This window comes from Micromonospora sp. NPDC023956 (genome assembly GCF_040639195.1).
Classification (GTDB): Bacteria; Actinomycetota; Actinomycetes; order Mycobacteriales; family Micromonosporaceae; genus Micromonospora.
Genome location: NZ_JBEZZN010000013.1, coordinates 1 through 13652 on the forward strand (window position 1 = coordinate 1; position 13652 = coordinate 13652).

Genomic DNA, 13652 nt, shown 5'->3' on the forward strand with positions numbered 1-13652 from the left:
CTCCCCGCGGCCGCCCCCCCCCCCGCCGCCTTGGTCACCGCCAGCGGGGGGGCCGCCCCCGCCCCCGGCCCCGCGACGGCGGTGATCGAGTACGTCGGCAAGCGGGGCGCACGCATCGTGCTGGTGGGCTCCGACGGAGAGTGGGCAGACCAGTTCGCCGACGACACCGACGTGGCGCGGCAGGCCTGCGCGCTGGCCGGGGTCGCCGTGGAGAACAACTGGGAGCGGGAGCTGATGGACCAGATGCGGCCGAGTAACGACCTGTGGCGGTCGATGGCCCGGCGCACCATGGCGCGATAGGCGGAGCCACGACCTTGACCCAGGACCACCAGCCGACCCGGGGGGAACCCCGGGTCGCTCTCGTCACCTGCACCGACCTGCCCGACCTCGAACCGGACGACCGGCTCCTGCTGGCCCCGCTGGCCGCCCGTGGCGTGCGCGTCGACACCGTCACCTGGGACGCCCCGGACGTGGACTGGGCCGGCTACGACCTGGTCGTGATCCGCTCGACCTGGGACTACGTCGCGCGTCGCGACGAGTTCGTCGCCTGGGCGCGTTCCGTGCCCCGGCTGGCCAACCCGGCCGACGTGGTCGCCTGGAACACCGACAAGCGCTACCTCGACGCGCTCTCCGCCGCCGGGGTGCCGACCGTGTCCACCACCTGGGTCGCCCCCGGCGGGCCCTGGCAACCGCCCGAGCGGGGCGAGTACGTCGTCAAGCCGGCGGTCAGCGCGGGCAGCCTGGACAGCGGCCGGTACGACCTGGCCGACCCCGAACACCGGCGGCTCGCCGCCGACCACCTGGCGCGGCTCGGCGCCGCCGGTCGGGTCGCCATGGTCCAGCCGTACCTGCACGCGGTCGACACGGTGGGGGAGACCGCACTGCTGTTCGCCGGTGGGCCGACCGGCCCGGTGCTCAGCCACGCGATCCGGAAGGGCGCCATGCTCACCGGCCCCGACCGGCCCACCGCGGAGCTGTTCCACGCCGAGCGGATCGATCCGGCCACCGCCACCGCCGAGCAGCTCGCGGTGGCCGAACGGACCCTCGCCGCGGTACCCGGTGGCGCCGATCGGCTGCTCTACGCCCGGGTCGACCTGATCCCCGGCCCGGACGGCACGTCGATCCTGGTCGAGTTGGAACTCACCGAGCCGTCGCTCTTCCTCGGCCACGCCGAGGGCGCCGCCGACCGGTTCGCCGACGCCGTGGCGGCCCGCCTGTAGTAGGGCGCGTGCGGACGCGCGGCTCCGCGACCCGGAGCGGGCGGCAGCGTCGGCTGTGCGGGCGGGACGGGTGGGCGGATCAGCCGTGGGCGGCGCTGACCGACGGTGCCGGAGAGTTCGTGGCCGCCTCGGCGGGCACGTCTCCGCCGGGCGCCCCGCCGGCCGGGACGGCGGGGCGGCGCTCGCGGGTCGACCACTGCACCGACAGGGTGGCCAGCAGCACCAGGCACGAGCCGAGCATGTGCGCGCCCACCAGCAGCGCCGGCAGGTGGGTGACGTACTGCACGAAACCGATCAGTCCCTGGCCCAGCTCCACCGCGACCAGCACCAGCGCCGCCCGGGCCGCCCCGGCCGCGCCGACCGCCCGGAAGGCGAAGACCAGCGCCACCGACAGCCCGATCAGCAGGAAGACGCTGTCCGCGTGCACCTGGGAGATCGTCTCCGGGTCCAGCCCGTTGCGCGCCGCGCCCTGGTCACCGGCGTGCGGACCGCTCCCGGTGACCCAGGTGCCGATCACCAGCACCGCCACGCTGACCACGGTGGTGATCCGGGCCAGGGCGCGCAGCGGGGCGGGCACCACGGCCACCGCCGGGCCGTCCGGCTCCTTCGTCCGCCGCCAGAGCGCGTACGCCGCCGCGATCACCGCCATCGAGGCGAGGAAGTGCAGCCCGACCACCCACGGGTTGAGGTTGGTCAGCACGGTGATCCCACCGACCACCGCCTGAGCCGGGATGCCCAGGAAGACCGCGACCGCCAGCGGCACCAGCCCGCGCCGCCGGGGCCGGTGCAGCAGGACCGCCACCAGGGTGGCCAGCGCGATCAGGCCGACCGCGAAGGTGAGCAGCCGGTTGCCGAACTCGATCACCCCGTGGACGCCCATCTCGGCGGTGGTGGTGTACGACTCGTCGGTGCACCGGGGCCAGGTGGGGCAGCCGAGGCCGGAGGCGGTCAACCGGACGGCCCCGCCGGTGACCACGATCCCGACGTTGGCGATGATCGAGGCGAGCGCGAGTCGACGCAGCAGGGTGGCGGAGACCGGGAACCGGGCGGCTGGCATCACACCGCGAATCCTACGCACTGTAGTTCTCGGGTTCGGGGCCGCCTCCGCGCGGGCGGTGGTTCGGATCACCGGAGCCCGGGTTTGCGGCCGTCCGGCGAATTACGTAACGTGGGCGTTGTGAAAAACGTGGCGGCGCTCTCCGAGCAGCGGCCGGCGGCCGGTCCGGTCGTCGGGGCGTCCGCGTCCGCCGCCGACGTGTCCACCCGTGAGCGCGTCACCCAGCTCCTGCTGGAGCGGGGTGCGACCACCGCCGCGCAGCTCGGCGACGCGCTGGGCCTCAGCCCGGCGGCGATCCGGCGTCACCTCGACGCGATGCTCGTCGACGGCGACGTGGTCGCCCGTGAGCAGGCGGTGCGGGCGCACCGGGGTCGGGGTCGCCCGGCCAAGGTCTTCGTGCTCACCGACTCCGCCCGGGTGCGCTGCGGCACCCACCACTACGACAACATGGCCACCGCCGCGCTGCGCTGGATCGCCCGCACCGGCGGTCCGCAGGCGGTGGAGGCGTTCGCCGCCGAGCAGGTCGCCGCGCTGGAGCGCCGCTGCCGGGCGGTGCTGGAGGACGCCGGGCAGGACCCGCTCGCCCGCGCGGAGGCACTGGCCGGCGCGCTGACCGCCGAGGGGTACGCGGCCAACGCGTCCACGATCGCCTCCGGCGGCCAGCTCTGTCAGCACCACTGCCCGGTGGCGCACGTGGCCGCCGAGTTCCCCCAGTTGTGCGAGGCCGAGACCTCGGTGATCTCCCGTCTGGTCGGCACGCACGTGCAGCGTCTGGCCACCATCGCCCACGGTGACGGGGTGTGCACCACGCACATTCCCAGCCAGCCGGGGCGTGTTCCGTCCGGTAAGACCGTCTCCACTGTGAGGACAGATAGATGACCGAGCAGATCGTCCAGCCCCTGACCCAGGAGGAGCAGCTCGCCGCCCTCGGTCGCTACGAGTACGGCTGGGCCGACTCCGACGTCGCCGGGGCGACCGCCCAGCGTGGCCTCAACGAGGCGGTGGTGCGGGACATCTCGGCCAAGAAGAACGAGCCGGCCTGGATGCTCGACCTGCGGCTGAAGGGCCTGCGGCTGTTCGGCCGCAAGCCGATGCCGGCCTGGGGCGCCGACCTCACCGGGATCGACTTCGACAACATCAAGTACTTCGTCCGCTCCACGGAAAAGCAGGCCACCAGCTGGGAGGACCTGCCCGAGGAGATCAAGAACACCTACGACCGGCTGGGTATCCCGGAGGCCGAGAAGCAGCGGCTGATCGCCGGGGTCGCCGCGCAGTACGAGTCCGAGGTGGTCTACCACAAGATCCGTGAGGACCTGGAGGAGCAGGGTGTCCTCTTCCTGGACACCGACACCGCCCTCAAGGAGCACGAGGACGTCTTCAAGGAGTACTTCGGCACGGTGATCCCGGTCGGCGACAACAAGTTCGCCGCGCTGAACACCTCGGTCTGGTCCGGCGGTTCGTTCATCTACGTGCCCAAGGGCGTGCAGGTGGAGATCCCGCTCCAGGCCTACTTCCGGATCAACACCGAGAACATGGGCCAGTTCGAGCGGACGCTGATCATCGTCGACGAGGGTGCGTACGTGCACTACGTCGAGGGCTGCACCGCGCCGATCTACTCCTCCGACTCGCTGCACAGCGCGGTCGTGGAGATCATCGTCAAGAAGAACGCCCGGTGCCGGTACACGACCATCCAGAACTGGTCGAACAACGTCTACAACCTGGTCACCAAGCGCGCCGTCTGCCACGAGGGCGCGACCATGGAGTGGATCGACGGCAACATCGGTTCCAAGGTCACCATGAAGTACCCGGCGGTCTACATGACCGGCGAGCACGCCAAGGGCGAGGTGCTCTCGGTGGCGATGGCCGGCGAGGGCCAGCACCAGGACGCCGGAGCCAAGATGGTGCACGCCGCGCCGCACACGTCCAGCACCATCGTGTCGAAGTCGATCGCCCGGGGCGGCGGCCGTACCTCGTACCGCGGTCTGGTCCAGGTGATGGAGGGGGCGCACCACAGCGCGAGCACGGTCAAGTGCGACGCGCTGCTGGTCGACACCATCTCCCGCTCGGACACCTACCCGTACGTCGACATCCGCGAGGACGACGTGTCGATGGGGCACGAGGCGACCGTCTCCAAGGTCAGCGAGGACCAGCTCTTCTACCTGATGAGCCGGGGCATGAGCGAGGACGAGGCGATGGCGATGATCGTGCGCGGCTTCATCGAGCCGATCGCCAAGGAGCTTCCGATGGAGTACGCCCTGGAGCTCAACCGTCTGATCGAGCTGCAGATGGAGGGCGCGGTCGGCTGACGCCGACCCACCCGCGGGCGGGTCGGTCGGCTCGACCGGCCCGCCCGCCCACTGGCCCCGGACACCGTTGTCGCGAGAACTGATCAAGGAAGAGATGATTACCCAGGCTTCCACGCCGCCGCCGAGCACCAAGTCGCAGGCGCTGCGTTCGTACGACGTCGCCGACTTCCCGGCCCTCACCGGCCTCGAGGAGGACTGGCGCTTCACCCCGCTCAAGCGGCTGCGGGGTCTGCTCGACGGCACCGTCACCGACGAGTCCGCGCGCTGGCCCGCCTACCAGGTGGGTCCGCTGCCCGACGGGGTGACCGTCGGCACGCTGGCCAAGGACGACCCGCGCCGGGGCAGCGTGCTGACCCCGTTCGACCGGGTCAGCGCCCGCGCCTACGGCGAGGCGGACCTCGGCCGGCTGGTCCGCATCGCCCCGCAGGCCGTGGTGCGCGAGCCGGTGACCGTCACCGTGCAGGGCGGTTCCCGCGACGTGCTCTCCTTCGCGCACACCTTCGTCGAGGCCGGCGCGCTGTCGGAGTCGGTGCTCGTGGTGGAGCAGGTGGGCAGCGGCACGCTCGGCGAGAACGTCGAGGTGTCCGTCGGCGACGGCGCGAAGCTCACCCTGGTCACCGTCGCCGACTGGGCCGACGACGCGGTCCAGGCGCAGCACCTCAAGATCAAGCTGGGTCGGGACGCCCGGGTGACGCACATCCAGGTCACCCTCGGCGGCGACCTGGTCCGGCAGTACACCAGCGTGGAGTACACCGGCCGGGGCGGCGAGGCCGAGCTGTACGGCGTCTACTTCGCCGACTCCGGGCAGCACCTGGAGCACCGGCAGTTGGTCGACCACACCATTCCGGACTGCCGCAGCTACGTCGGCTACCGGGGCGCGTTGCAGGGTGAGAGCGCCCACACGGTCTGGGTCGGCGACGTGCTCATCCGGGCCGAGGCGACCGGCACCGACACGTACGAGATCAACCGGAACCTGCTGCTCTCCGACGGCGCGCGGGCCGACTCGGTGCCCAACCTGGAGATCGAGACCGGCGAGATCGCCGGCGCGGGCCACGCCAGCGCCACCGGCCGCTTCGACGACGAGCAGCTCTTCTACCTGATGGCCCGGGGTATCCCGGAGGCCGAGGCCCGCCGCCTGGTGGTCCGGGGCTTCTTCGCCGAGATCCTCAACAAGATCCCGGTCGAGTCGCTGCGGGAGCGGCTCGGCGAGGCGATCGAGGCCCGGCTGGCCAAGGCCGGCGCCTGATGATCAGGATCTGCCCGACCGGTGACGTACCGAAGGGCACCGTGATCAGCGCCGAGGTCGACGGCACCCCGGTCGCCGTGGTGCACGCCGACGACGGCGTCTTCTACGCCGTCCACGACGAGTGCTCGCACGCCGCCGTGGCCCTCTCCGAGGGCGAGGTGTCCGGCTGCACGCTGGAATGCTGGCTGCACGGTTCCCGTTTCGACCTGCGTACCGGTGAGCCGAGCGGGCTGCCCGCCACCGAACCCGTACCCGTCTACCCCGTCGAAGTCCGAGACGGCGACATCTACGTCAGTCTCACGCCGAGCAATGGAGTGACCCGATAATGAGCACCCTGGAGATCCGCGACCTGAAGGTGTCGGTCAAGCTGCCCGAGGGTGAGCTCAAGCCGATCCTGGCCGGCGTCGACCTGACCGTGCGGTCGGGCGAGACGCACGCCATCATGGGCCCGAACGGCTCCGGCAAGTCGACCCTGGCGTACTCCATCGCCGGTCACCCGAAGTACGAGATCACCAGCGGCACGGTGACCCTCGACGGCGCCGACGTGCTGGAGATGTCCGTCGACGAGCGGGCCCGCGCCGGCCTCTTCCTGGCCATGCAGTACCCGGTGGAGATCCCCGGCGTCTCGGTGGCGAACTTCCTGCGGACCGCCAAGACCGCCATCGACGGCACCGCCCCGAAGCTGCGCACCTGGGGCGGCGAGCTGCGCGGCGCGATGGAGCGGCTCCAGATGGACCCGGCCTTCGCCCAGCGCAACGTCAACGAGGGCTTCTCCGGCGGTGAGAAGAAGCGGCACGAGATCGTGCAGCTCGAACTCCTCAAGCCGAAGATCGCGGTGCTCGACGAGACCGACTCCGGCCTCGACGTCGACGCGCTCCGTGTGGTCAGCGAGGGGGTCAACCGGGTCCGCGACACCGGCGACACCGGCCTGCTGCTGATCACCCACTACACCCGCATCCTGCGCTACATCAAGCCGGACTTCGTGCACGTCTTCGTGGCCGGGCGGATCGTCGAGCAGGGCGGCCCGGAGCTGGCCGACAAGCTCGAGGCCGAGGGCTACGAGCGGTACGCCGCCGGGGCCGGCGCGGCGCGGGCCTGAGAAGGGACCGGTCACGGGCGATGACCACCATCACGATCCCCGACGGGATGCCGCAGTACGACGACGTGCCCCGCTTCGACGTGGCGGCGGTGCGCGCGGACTTCCCGATCCTCGGTCGGGAGGTCAACGGGCACCCGCTGGTCTACCTCGACAGCGCCAACACCTCGCACAAGCCGCGCCAGGTGCTCGACGTCCTCGCCGAGCACTACGCGATGCACAACGCCAACGTGTCCCGCTCGGTGCACACCCTGGGCACCGAGGCCACCGAGGCGTACGAGGGGGCACGGGCGAAGATCGCCGCGTTCGTCAACGCGCCGAGCGTGGACGAGGTGGTCTTCACCAAGAACTCCACCGAGGCGATCAACCTGGTGGCGTACGCGTTCTCGAACGCCTCGTTGCGCGCCGACGCCGACCCGAGGTTCCGGCTCGGCCCCGGTGACGAGGTGGTCATCTCCGAGATGGAGCACCACTCGAACATCGTCCCCTGGCAGCTGCTCTGCGAGCGGACCGGCGCGACCCTGCGCTGGTTCCCGGTCACCGAGCACGGCCGGCTCGACGACTCCGGCCTGGAGGACCTGGTCACCGAGCGGACGAAGATCGTCTCCCTGGTGCACGTGTCGAACATCCTCGGCACGGTCAATCCCACCTCGCGGATCACCCAGCGGGTACGTGAGGTGGGGGCCCTGCTGCTCTGGGACTGCTCGCAGTCCGCGCCGCACATGCCGCTCGACGTGGTCGACCTCGACGCCGACTTCGTCGTCTTCACCGGACACAAGATGTGCGGTCCGACCGGCATCGGTGTGCTGTGGGGGCGGGGCGAACTGCTCGCGGCGATGCCCCCGGTGCTCGGCGGCGGCTCGATGATCGAAACCGTGACCATGGCCCGGTCCACGTTCGCCGCCCCGCCGGCCCGCTTCGAGGCGGGCACCCCGCCGATCGCCGAGGCGGTGGCGCTCGGCGCGGCCGTGGACTACCTCACCGGTATCGGCATGCGGGCCATCCAGTGGCACGAGAAGGAACTGACCGCGTACGCGCTGGACGCCCTGGCCACCGTGCCGGGGCTGCGGATCTTCGGTCCGGCCGTGCCGGTGGGCCGGGGCGGCACCATCTCGTTCGCCCTCGGTGACGTGCACCCGCACGACGTCGGGCAGGTGCTCGACTCCCTCGGCGTGCAGGTGCGGGTCGGCCACCACTGCGCCCGCCCGGTCTGCACGCGGTTCGGGGTGCCGGCGATGACCCGGGCGTCGTTCTACCTCTACACCACCACCGGGGAGATTGACGCCCTGGTGGCGGGCCTGGAGCAGGCACGGAAGGTGTTCGCCTGATGCAGCTCGACCAGCTCTACCAGGAGATCATCCTGGATCACTACAAGCATCCGCAGGGTCGAGGTCTGCGCGACCCGGAGGAGCCGGGGGACCGGGTCGCCGAGGCGCACCACGTCAACCCGACCTGCGGGGACGAGGTGACCGTCCGGGTCGCCACCGACGGCACGGTGCTGCACGACATCTCGTACGACGGCATGGGCTGCTCGATCAGCCAGGCGTCCGCGAGCGTGCTGCACGAACTGCTGACGGGTCGCCAGACCGACGCGGCGTTCGTCGTACACGCGGCGTTCGTCGAGCTGATGTCCGGCCGTGGCCAGGTCACGCCGGACGAGGACGTACTCGGTGACGGGGTGGCTTTCGCGGGCGTCGCCCGCTACCCCGCCCGGGTCAAATGCGCGCTGCTGCCGTGGATGGCGTTCAAGGACGCCGCGGCACGCGCGGGGGTGGGCGCGAGCCCGGAGGTGAAGGCATGAGTTCTGAGGACACCGTGACGGCTCCCGCGCCGTCGCCCGAGGCGGCGGTGCCGCCGACCGCCGGCACCGCGCCGGCACCGTCGGACGCGGCGGGTGCGTCCGCCGACCCGGCCACGGCGCCGCCGTCCGGCGAAACCACGGCGTCGGCGTCCGACGCGGCCGTGACGTCGCCGTCCGGTGACACCGCGACGGTGGCGGACGGGGAGGCCACGCCCGCTGCCCCGGCGGGCGGCAAGGCCGCTCTCGCCGACATCGAGGAGGCGATGAAGGACGTCGTCGACCCGGAGCTGGGCATCAACGTGGTCGACCTCGGCCTGGTGTACGGCGTGCACGTCGACGACGACAACATCGCCACCATCGACATGACGCTGACCTCGGCGGCCTGCCCGTTGACCGACGAGATCGAGGCCCAGTGCCGCCAGGCGCTGACCACCGGCCCGGGCGGGGGACTGGTCGCCGACTTCCGGATCAACTGGGTGTGGATCCCGCCATGGGGCCCCGACAAGATCACTGACGACGGTCGGGAGCAGCTCCGGGCCCTCGGCTTCAACGTCTGAACCACCGATCGTCATCGAGGGTGCCGCCCCACACCGGGCCGGCACCCTCGCCCGTCGTGTCGCCGTTTCGGCGATGTCGGGCTCTCCCCGGTCACCGACACCCCCATTTCGCCACAATGGTGAGCGGCCCCGGCGGCACGGCGTCCGGACGGCGAGTCGGCCCCCGGCGGCGGCCGTAAACCGGTCGCGGGGGGCGGGGCTGCGGACGCAGGATGACCGGATGACCGAGTCGAACCGGAAGCCTGCCGCCCCTGTCGCCGTGGCCGTCGCCGCAGGCCGACAGCGGTCGCGCCCCGGTCACGTCCCGGTTCGCCGTCCGCCGTCGTGACCGCGTTCCTCGCCGGCCTGGTCGCCGGCTACGGCGTCGCCGTCCCGGTCGGTGCGATCGCCGTGCTGGTCCTCGGCCTGACCGCGCGCACCTCGTTCCGGGTGGGGAGCGCCGCCGCACTCGGCGTCGCCACCGCCGACGGGCTCTACGCCGCCCTCGCCGCCCTGGGCGGGGCTACCCTCGCCGGGCTCGTCGCCCCGGTCGCCGATCCGCTGCGGCTGGTCGCCGCCGGGGTGCTGCTCGCCCTCGCCGGCCACGGGGCCTGGCGGGCGCTGCGCCCCCGGTCACCGGCGTCGGCTCCGGGCGGGGTCGGGCTGGACACGCCGGCCCGTGCCTTCCTCGGCGTCCTGGCGCTGACCCTGCTCAACCCGGCCACCGTGGTCTACTTCGCGGCGCTGGTCCTCGGTCGGCGGGACGTCACCGAACCGCTGGCCGCCGGCCTGTTCGTACTCGGGGCGTTTCTCGCCTCGGCGAGCTGGCAGCTTCTCGTCGCGGCCGGCGGCAGCCTCGTCGGCCGGGTGCTCACCGGACCCCGGGGCCGCCTGGTCACCGCCCTGACCTCCAGCGTCATCATCGTCGCCCTCGCCGTCAGCATGCTGCTCGACTGACTCGGACGGCTCGGCACCGGGGGGCGGGTGTGCACGGCGGTCGTGTCCTGGGAAGCTCGGTCGGGACAGGATGAGGGACGAGCGAAGGGCGGCGACATGCGTACGTGGCCGGCACCGGGCGGTGGACGGTGGGTCGAGGTCGACCCGGCTCGGATCACCCGCTGGGTCGAGGGTTTCGCCGCCCGGCACGGCGGCCCGACCACCACCGCCCAGCCGTACGGGCTCCTGCTCACCGCGCCCGACGGCGCGACCGCCGAACTGCACACCCCGCCCGGTGCACCGCCCGGCACGGACGTCACCGGTTTCGCGGCGGCGGCCACCGTCCCCCGCCGGATCGGCCTGCTGCTGGCCCGCAAGGGCGGGGTGGCCGTGGGGGTGGCCGACGGCGACAAGCTGGTCGTCTCCAAGGTCGACACCCGGTACGTGCAGGGCCGTACCGCCGCCGGGGGCTGGTCGCAGCAGCGCTTCGCCCGCCGCCGCGACAACCAGGCCAAGGCGGTCCTGGACGAGGCCGCCGAGCTGGCCGTCCGCCTCCTGCTGCCCGAGGCGTCGACCCTCACCGCCCTGGTGACGGGCGGCGACCGCCGGGGGATCGACACCATCCTCGCCGACCGCCGCCTCGCCGCACTGGCCGCGTTACGCGCCGACCGCCTCCTCGACGTCCCCGAACCCCGCCACCCCGTCCTGCTCGCTGCCATCCCCGCCGCCCGCGCCGTTCACGTCCTGGTCACCGACCCGGAGTGAGCGGCCGACCGGGATCAGAAGCCTGACCGGCCGACCGGTGTCGAACGCAGCCGGTCAGCGGGGCGACCGAGACGCCCGGCCCGAGCGCGGCCAGGTGGAGATCCTCACCGGTGGGTGAAGAGGGAGAGCAGGGCCACCTGCTCGGGCGACAGGCGCAGCGGAGCAGCCGGGTTGGTGGCGGGGAAGACCTGTGCCGCGTGGAGGTCGGCGCGCCGGATGCTCGTCGCGATGCCGATCCTGACGCCCCGACCGGTCAGCGTCTCGCGCAGCCGGTGGGCGTCGAAGAGGTAGACGGCCGCGATCTCCCAACGGTGGTGCCGCACGGTGCCCAGCGGCTGGGGCCGACTGCTCAGCACCAGGTAGTGATCGCAGGGGTGGGAGCTGATGTCCAGACCGGAGAGGGCGTCGCCGTAGTTCTTCACGTTCACCGTCCGTCCGGCGAGCGGACCGGAGCGGAAGACGCCGTCGTACCCGGCCTGCACCGCGTTGCCGGCGAGTGCGATGTCGAACACCCTCGCGGCGATGAACTCGCCGATCTCTCCCGGGCGGGCGGGCCGCCCGATCAGTGCCGTGATCCGGTCGTCCAACTCCTCACGGTCGCGCAGCAACGCCGCCAACCGGCGCAGATCCTCAGCCATGCCGTCCACTCTTCCACTATGGACGAAAGATCGCTTCGCAGCGGGTCGGAGCCGTCCCGCTGGTGAGCCGGTGCAGGCCGGCACACTGGACGAAGAGTTCCCGCTTGGCGGTGGCCAGGCCGGCGGCGTCGAGCACGTAACCGGTCAGCCAGATCCAGCCGTCGAACGTCGGCCGGTCGAGGTGTACCGCGACCAGCCGCAGGGTCAACGCCCGGTCGCCGCCGAACTGCACGGAGGCGCAGCCGTCGACCCGCACCAGATCGCCGGGCCTGAACCGCACCGCTACCAGTGCCCCCGGTTCGGCCGGCACTCCCGGGCGTGCAGGGCCTGCCAGTCCCGCAGCGCCCGCTTGAGCCGTTCGTTCTCCTGGTCGAGCAGGCCGAGCCGCCGGTACAGGTCGGCCAACTCGTCGGCGAGGTCGGCCAGGAACGCGCGTACCTCGTCGGAGTCGACGCCGCGCCGACGTGGACTGAACTCTCGGCTGCGCACCTCGTGCGGGGTCGTCCGGTGCGGCAGGCCGGTGCCGTAGGGCTGGCCGGATCGGTACACCTGGGCCACGTCGGTCCTTTCCGAGCGGGGGAGGGCGGAGGGTCCGCGCAAGGGAGGGCGGGTCGCCGCACGCCGGCCGGCGGCGACGCGCCCGGCCCGGCCACCGCAGCCCTCGTCAGCGGTACGGAGACAGGGCGGTCCAAGGGTCGGGACGGGCCCGAGCGACCCGCCCCGACCAGGGGGAACCTCTCCTACCTCGTTGCCACGCAAGGGGAGAGGCACGAGCAAACTTAGCTGTCCCAGTCACCTTAGTCGAACACACAGTTGTCGGTGTGTGCCCTTGCGTGATCGAATTGATGTGCCGCGCAGGGGGAGTAATGCCGATTACCGCCGACTACATCCGGATCGCCGACGAGATCGTCGCCGAGATCCGAGCCAAGAGGCTCAAACCGGGCGAGAAGCTGCCCTCGATCACTGAGCTTGCGGCGATGCACAAGGTCAGCCCCTCGACCGTCAAGCAGGTCTACGTACGGCTCGAAGCGCTGCGTGTGATCTGGCGGCACCAGGGCAAGGGTGTCTTTGTCAACGACCCGGCGCTCTGGATGCGGGAGCCTTGATCCTTCTGGCGGGCGGCGTGCCGCGCCGGGCGGGCAGCAGGAAGAGCACCAGGACCGGTACGGCGTACCCGGCCCAGGCGATCGTCTCCAGCACCGTGGGTGCGGCGGTGATGTTGAACATCCCGGCCAGCGCCGTCGCGTACCAGGCGTCGGGGTCGAGCACGCCGGTGATGTCGTAGGCCAGGTCGTTCCCGCCGGGCAGCACGCCGGCCTCCTGGAAGTCGTGCACGGCCTTCTTCAGGATGCCGGCGGCGGCCAGGATCAGCAGCACGCCGGTCCAGGTAAGCAGACGGTCCAGGTCGATCCTGCGCGTGGTGGCGTAGAGCAGCACGCCGAGCACCGTGGCGGTGGCGATGCCGCCGACCAGCGCGAGCAACGGGCCGACGTCGCTCTCCGCGCCCTGGGCCGCCGAGTAGAACAGCAGCGCGGTTTCCAGCCCTTCGCGGATGACCGCGAGGAAGGCCACCCCGACCACCGCGAGGGACCGGACCGCCAGCGCCTCGTTGAGCTTGCCGTGCAGATCGTCGACGATGGTCACGGCGGCCCGGCGCATCAGGAAGAGCATCCAGGTGAGGAAGACCACCGCTGCGGCGGACGTCACCGCCTCGAACAGTTCGCGGTCCTCCTCGCCGGCCAGCAGCGTCGTGGAGGTGTACTCGATCAGCCAGCCGAACAGCACCGACAGCGTCACCGCCAGACCGGCGCCCGCCCAGACGTGGGGTAACCGGTCCCGGCGCTGCGACCGCACCAGGAAGGCGACGATGATGCTGAGGACGAGGGCCACTTCCAGCCCCTCGCGCAGACCGATCAGGTAGGTCGCGAACATCCCAACTCCGGATCGTGAGGGCGGGCGGGTCCACTATGGACAACCGACACTTCCCCTGACCGGAGGGGCCGTCAAGGTGATCCCGGCACCTCGTCCACAGTCAGTCAATTCCTCCATTC

General features: G+C 71.9%; 18 protein-coding genes. 13 read left to right on the forward strand and 5 right to left on the reverse strand.

Annotated features, from left to right (window positions below):
* The first annotated feature begins 30 nt into the window (after positions 1-30).
* Both AB0F58_RS22840 and AB0F58_RS22845 read left to right on the forward strand, forming a co-directional pair.
* A complete protein-coding gene (locus AB0F58_RS22840) occupies positions 31-300 on the forward strand; it encodes a hypothetical protein (RefSeq protein WP_357146751.1) in 270 nt (89 codons plus the stop codon).
* A gap of 14 nt (positions 301-314) precedes the next feature.
* On the forward strand, positions 315-1220 hold the full coding sequence (locus AB0F58_RS22845) for a hypothetical protein (RefSeq protein ID WP_357146329.1): 906 nt from the start codon (positions 315-317) through the stop codon (positions 1218-1220).
* Positions 1221-1299: 79 nt separating this feature from the next.
* Here the strand turns inward: AB0F58_RS22845 and AB0F58_RS22850 are convergent, their stop codons facing one another.
* On the reverse strand, positions 1300-2298 hold the full coding sequence (locus AB0F58_RS22850) for a COX15/CtaA family protein (protein ID WP_357146332.1): 999 nt from the start codon (positions 2296-2298) through the stop codon (positions 1300-1302).
* A gap of 99 nt (positions 2299-2397) precedes the next feature.
* On the opposite strand from AB0F58_RS22850, the gene AB0F58_RS22855 reads away from it, so the two are divergent.
* From AB0F58_RS22855 to AB0F58_RS22900, 10 genes are all read left to right on the forward strand, one after another.
* Complete coding sequence (locus AB0F58_RS22855) at positions 2398-3156, forward strand: transcriptional regulator (protein WP_357146335.1); 759 nt, start codon at positions 2398-2400, stop codon at positions 3154-3156.
* The gene (sufB, locus tag AB0F58_RS22860; RefSeq protein WP_357146338.1) at positions 3153-4583 is read left to right on the forward strand and encodes a Fe-S cluster assembly protein SufB; all 1431 of its coding nucleotides are present in this window, start codon (positions 3153-3155) and stop codon (positions 4581-4583) included. The genes AB0F58_RS22855 and sufB overlap by 4 nt, the downstream gene beginning before the upstream one ends.
* A gap of 94 nt (positions 4584-4677) precedes the next feature.
* Positions 4678-5829: a Fe-S cluster assembly protein SufD gene (sufD, locus tag AB0F58_RS22865; protein WP_357146341.1), complete on the forward strand. Its 1152-nt coding sequence runs from the start codon at positions 4678-4680 to the stop codon at positions 5827-5829.
* Positions 5829-6155 carry a non-heme iron oxygenase ferredoxin subunit gene (locus AB0F58_RS22870; protein WP_357146344.1) on the forward strand — a complete coding sequence of 109 codons (327 nt, stop codon included), beginning with the start codon at positions 5829-5831 and terminating at the stop codon, positions 6153-6155. Before sufD ends, AB0F58_RS22870 begins: the two co-directional genes overlap by 1 nt.
* Entirely contained in the window at positions 6155-6928 is a 774-nt protein-coding gene (gene sufC, locus AB0F58_RS22875; protein ID WP_357146347.1) for a Fe-S cluster assembly ATPase SufC, read from the forward strand. The genes AB0F58_RS22870 and sufC overlap by 1 nt, the downstream gene beginning before the upstream one ends.
* Before the next feature lie 20 nt (positions 6929-6948).
* Positions 6949-8253 carry a cysteine desulfurase gene (locus AB0F58_RS22880; protein ID WP_357146350.1) on the forward strand — a complete coding sequence of 435 codons (1305 nt, stop codon included), beginning with the start codon at positions 6949-6951 and terminating at the stop codon, positions 8251-8253.
* Positions 8253-8726: a Fe-S cluster assembly sulfur transfer protein SufU gene (gene sufU / locus AB0F58_RS22885; RefSeq protein WP_357146353.1), complete on the forward strand. Its 474-nt coding sequence runs from the start codon at positions 8253-8255 to the stop codon at positions 8724-8726. The genes AB0F58_RS22880 and sufU overlap by 1 nt, the downstream gene beginning before the upstream one ends.
* Before the next feature lie 191 nt (positions 8727-8917).
* The gene (locus AB0F58_RS22890) at positions 8918-9283 is read left to right on the forward strand and encodes a metal-sulfur cluster assembly factor (protein WP_357146754.1); all 366 of its coding nucleotides are present in this window, start codon (positions 8918-8920) and stop codon (positions 9281-9283) included.
* Between the two features lie 324 nt (positions 9284-9607).
* A complete protein-coding gene (locus tag AB0F58_RS22895) occupies positions 9608-10219 on the forward strand; it encodes a LysE family transporter (protein ID WP_357146356.1) in 612 nt (203 codons plus the stop codon).
* Between the two features lie 96 nt (positions 10220-10315).
* Positions 10316-10963: an acVLRF1 family peptidyl-tRNA hydrolase gene (locus tag AB0F58_RS22900; RefSeq protein ID WP_357146359.1), complete on the forward strand. Its 648-nt coding sequence runs from the start codon at positions 10316-10318 to the stop codon at positions 10961-10963.
* A 104-nt stretch (positions 10964-11067) separates the two neighbouring features.
* On the opposite strand, the gene AB0F58_RS22905 is transcribed toward AB0F58_RS22900, so the two are convergent.
* Genes AB0F58_RS22905 through AB0F58_RS22915 form a run of 3 tightly spaced genes read right to left on the reverse strand, consistent with a single transcriptional unit; the run spans position 11068 to position 12159 of the window.
* Complete coding sequence (locus AB0F58_RS22905; protein WP_357146362.1) at positions 11068-11601, reverse strand: hypothetical protein; 534 nt, start codon at positions 11599-11601, stop codon at positions 11068-11070.
* A gap of 16 nt (positions 11602-11617) precedes the next feature.
* Positions 11618-11881 (reverse strand): hypothetical protein, encoded by a 264-nt coding sequence (locus AB0F58_RS22910; protein ID WP_357146364.1) that lies wholly within the window; start codon positions 11879-11881, stop codon positions 11618-11620.
* Positions 11882-11883: 2 nt separating this feature from the next.
* Complete coding sequence (locus AB0F58_RS22915; protein ID WP_357146367.1) at positions 11884-12159, reverse strand: DivIVA domain-containing protein; 276 nt, start codon at positions 12157-12159, stop codon at positions 11884-11886.
* Between the two features lie 308 nt (positions 12160-12467).
* Here AB0F58_RS22915 and AB0F58_RS22920 point away from each other — a divergent pair, with 308 nt between their 5' ends.
* Positions 12468-12707, forward strand: a complete 240-nt coding sequence (locus tag AB0F58_RS22920; protein ID WP_357146370.1) for a winged helix-turn-helix domain-containing protein — start codon at positions 12468-12470, stop codon at positions 12705-12707.
* Here AB0F58_RS22920 and efeU read toward each other — a convergent pair.
* Entirely contained in the window at positions 12673-13533 is an 861-nt protein-coding gene (gene efeU, locus AB0F58_RS22925; protein WP_357146373.1) for an iron uptake transporter permease EfeU, read from the reverse strand. The two genes, AB0F58_RS22920 and efeU, sit on opposite strands and share 35 nt — an antisense overlap.
* Positions 13534-13652 lie beyond the last annotated feature (119 nt).

Coding starts and splice junctions, on each gene's coding strand:
- sufB (WP_357146338.1), top strand. CDS start 3,153: ATGACCGAGCAGATCGTCCAGCCCCTGACCCAGGAGGAGCAGCTCGCC.
- sufU (WP_357146353.1), top strand. CDS start 8,253: ATGCAGCTCGACCAGCTCTACCAGGAGATCATCCTGGATCACTACAAG.
- sufD (WP_357146341.1), top strand. CDS start 4,678: ATGATTACCCAGGCTTCCACGCCGCCGCCGAGCACCAAGTCGCAGGCG.
- AB0F58_RS22880 (WP_357146350.1), top strand. CDS start 6,949: ATGACCACCATCACGATCCCCGACGGGATGCCGCAGTACGACGACGTG.
- AB0F58_RS22920 (WP_357146370.1), top strand. CDS start 12,468: ATGCCGATTACCGCCGACTACATCCGGATCGCCGACGAGATCGTCGCC.
- AB0F58_RS22900 (WP_357146359.1), top strand. CDS start 10,316: ATGCGTACGTGGCCGGCACCGGGCGGTGGACGGTGGGTCGAGGTCGAC.
- AB0F58_RS22905 (WP_357146362.1), bottom strand. CDS start 11,601: ATGGCTGAGGATCTGCGCCGGTTGGCGGCGTTGCTGCGCGACCGTGAG.
- efeU (WP_357146373.1), bottom strand. CDS start 13,533: ATGTTCGCGACCTACCTGATCGGTCTGCGCGAGGGGCTGGAAGTGGCC.
- sufC (WP_357146347.1), top strand. CDS start 6,155: ATGAGCACCCTGGAGATCCGCGACCTGAAGGTGTCGGTCAAGCTGCCC.
- AB0F58_RS22870 (WP_357146344.1), top strand. CDS start 5,829: ATGATCAGGATCTGCCCGACCGGTGACGTACCGAAGGGCACCGTGATC.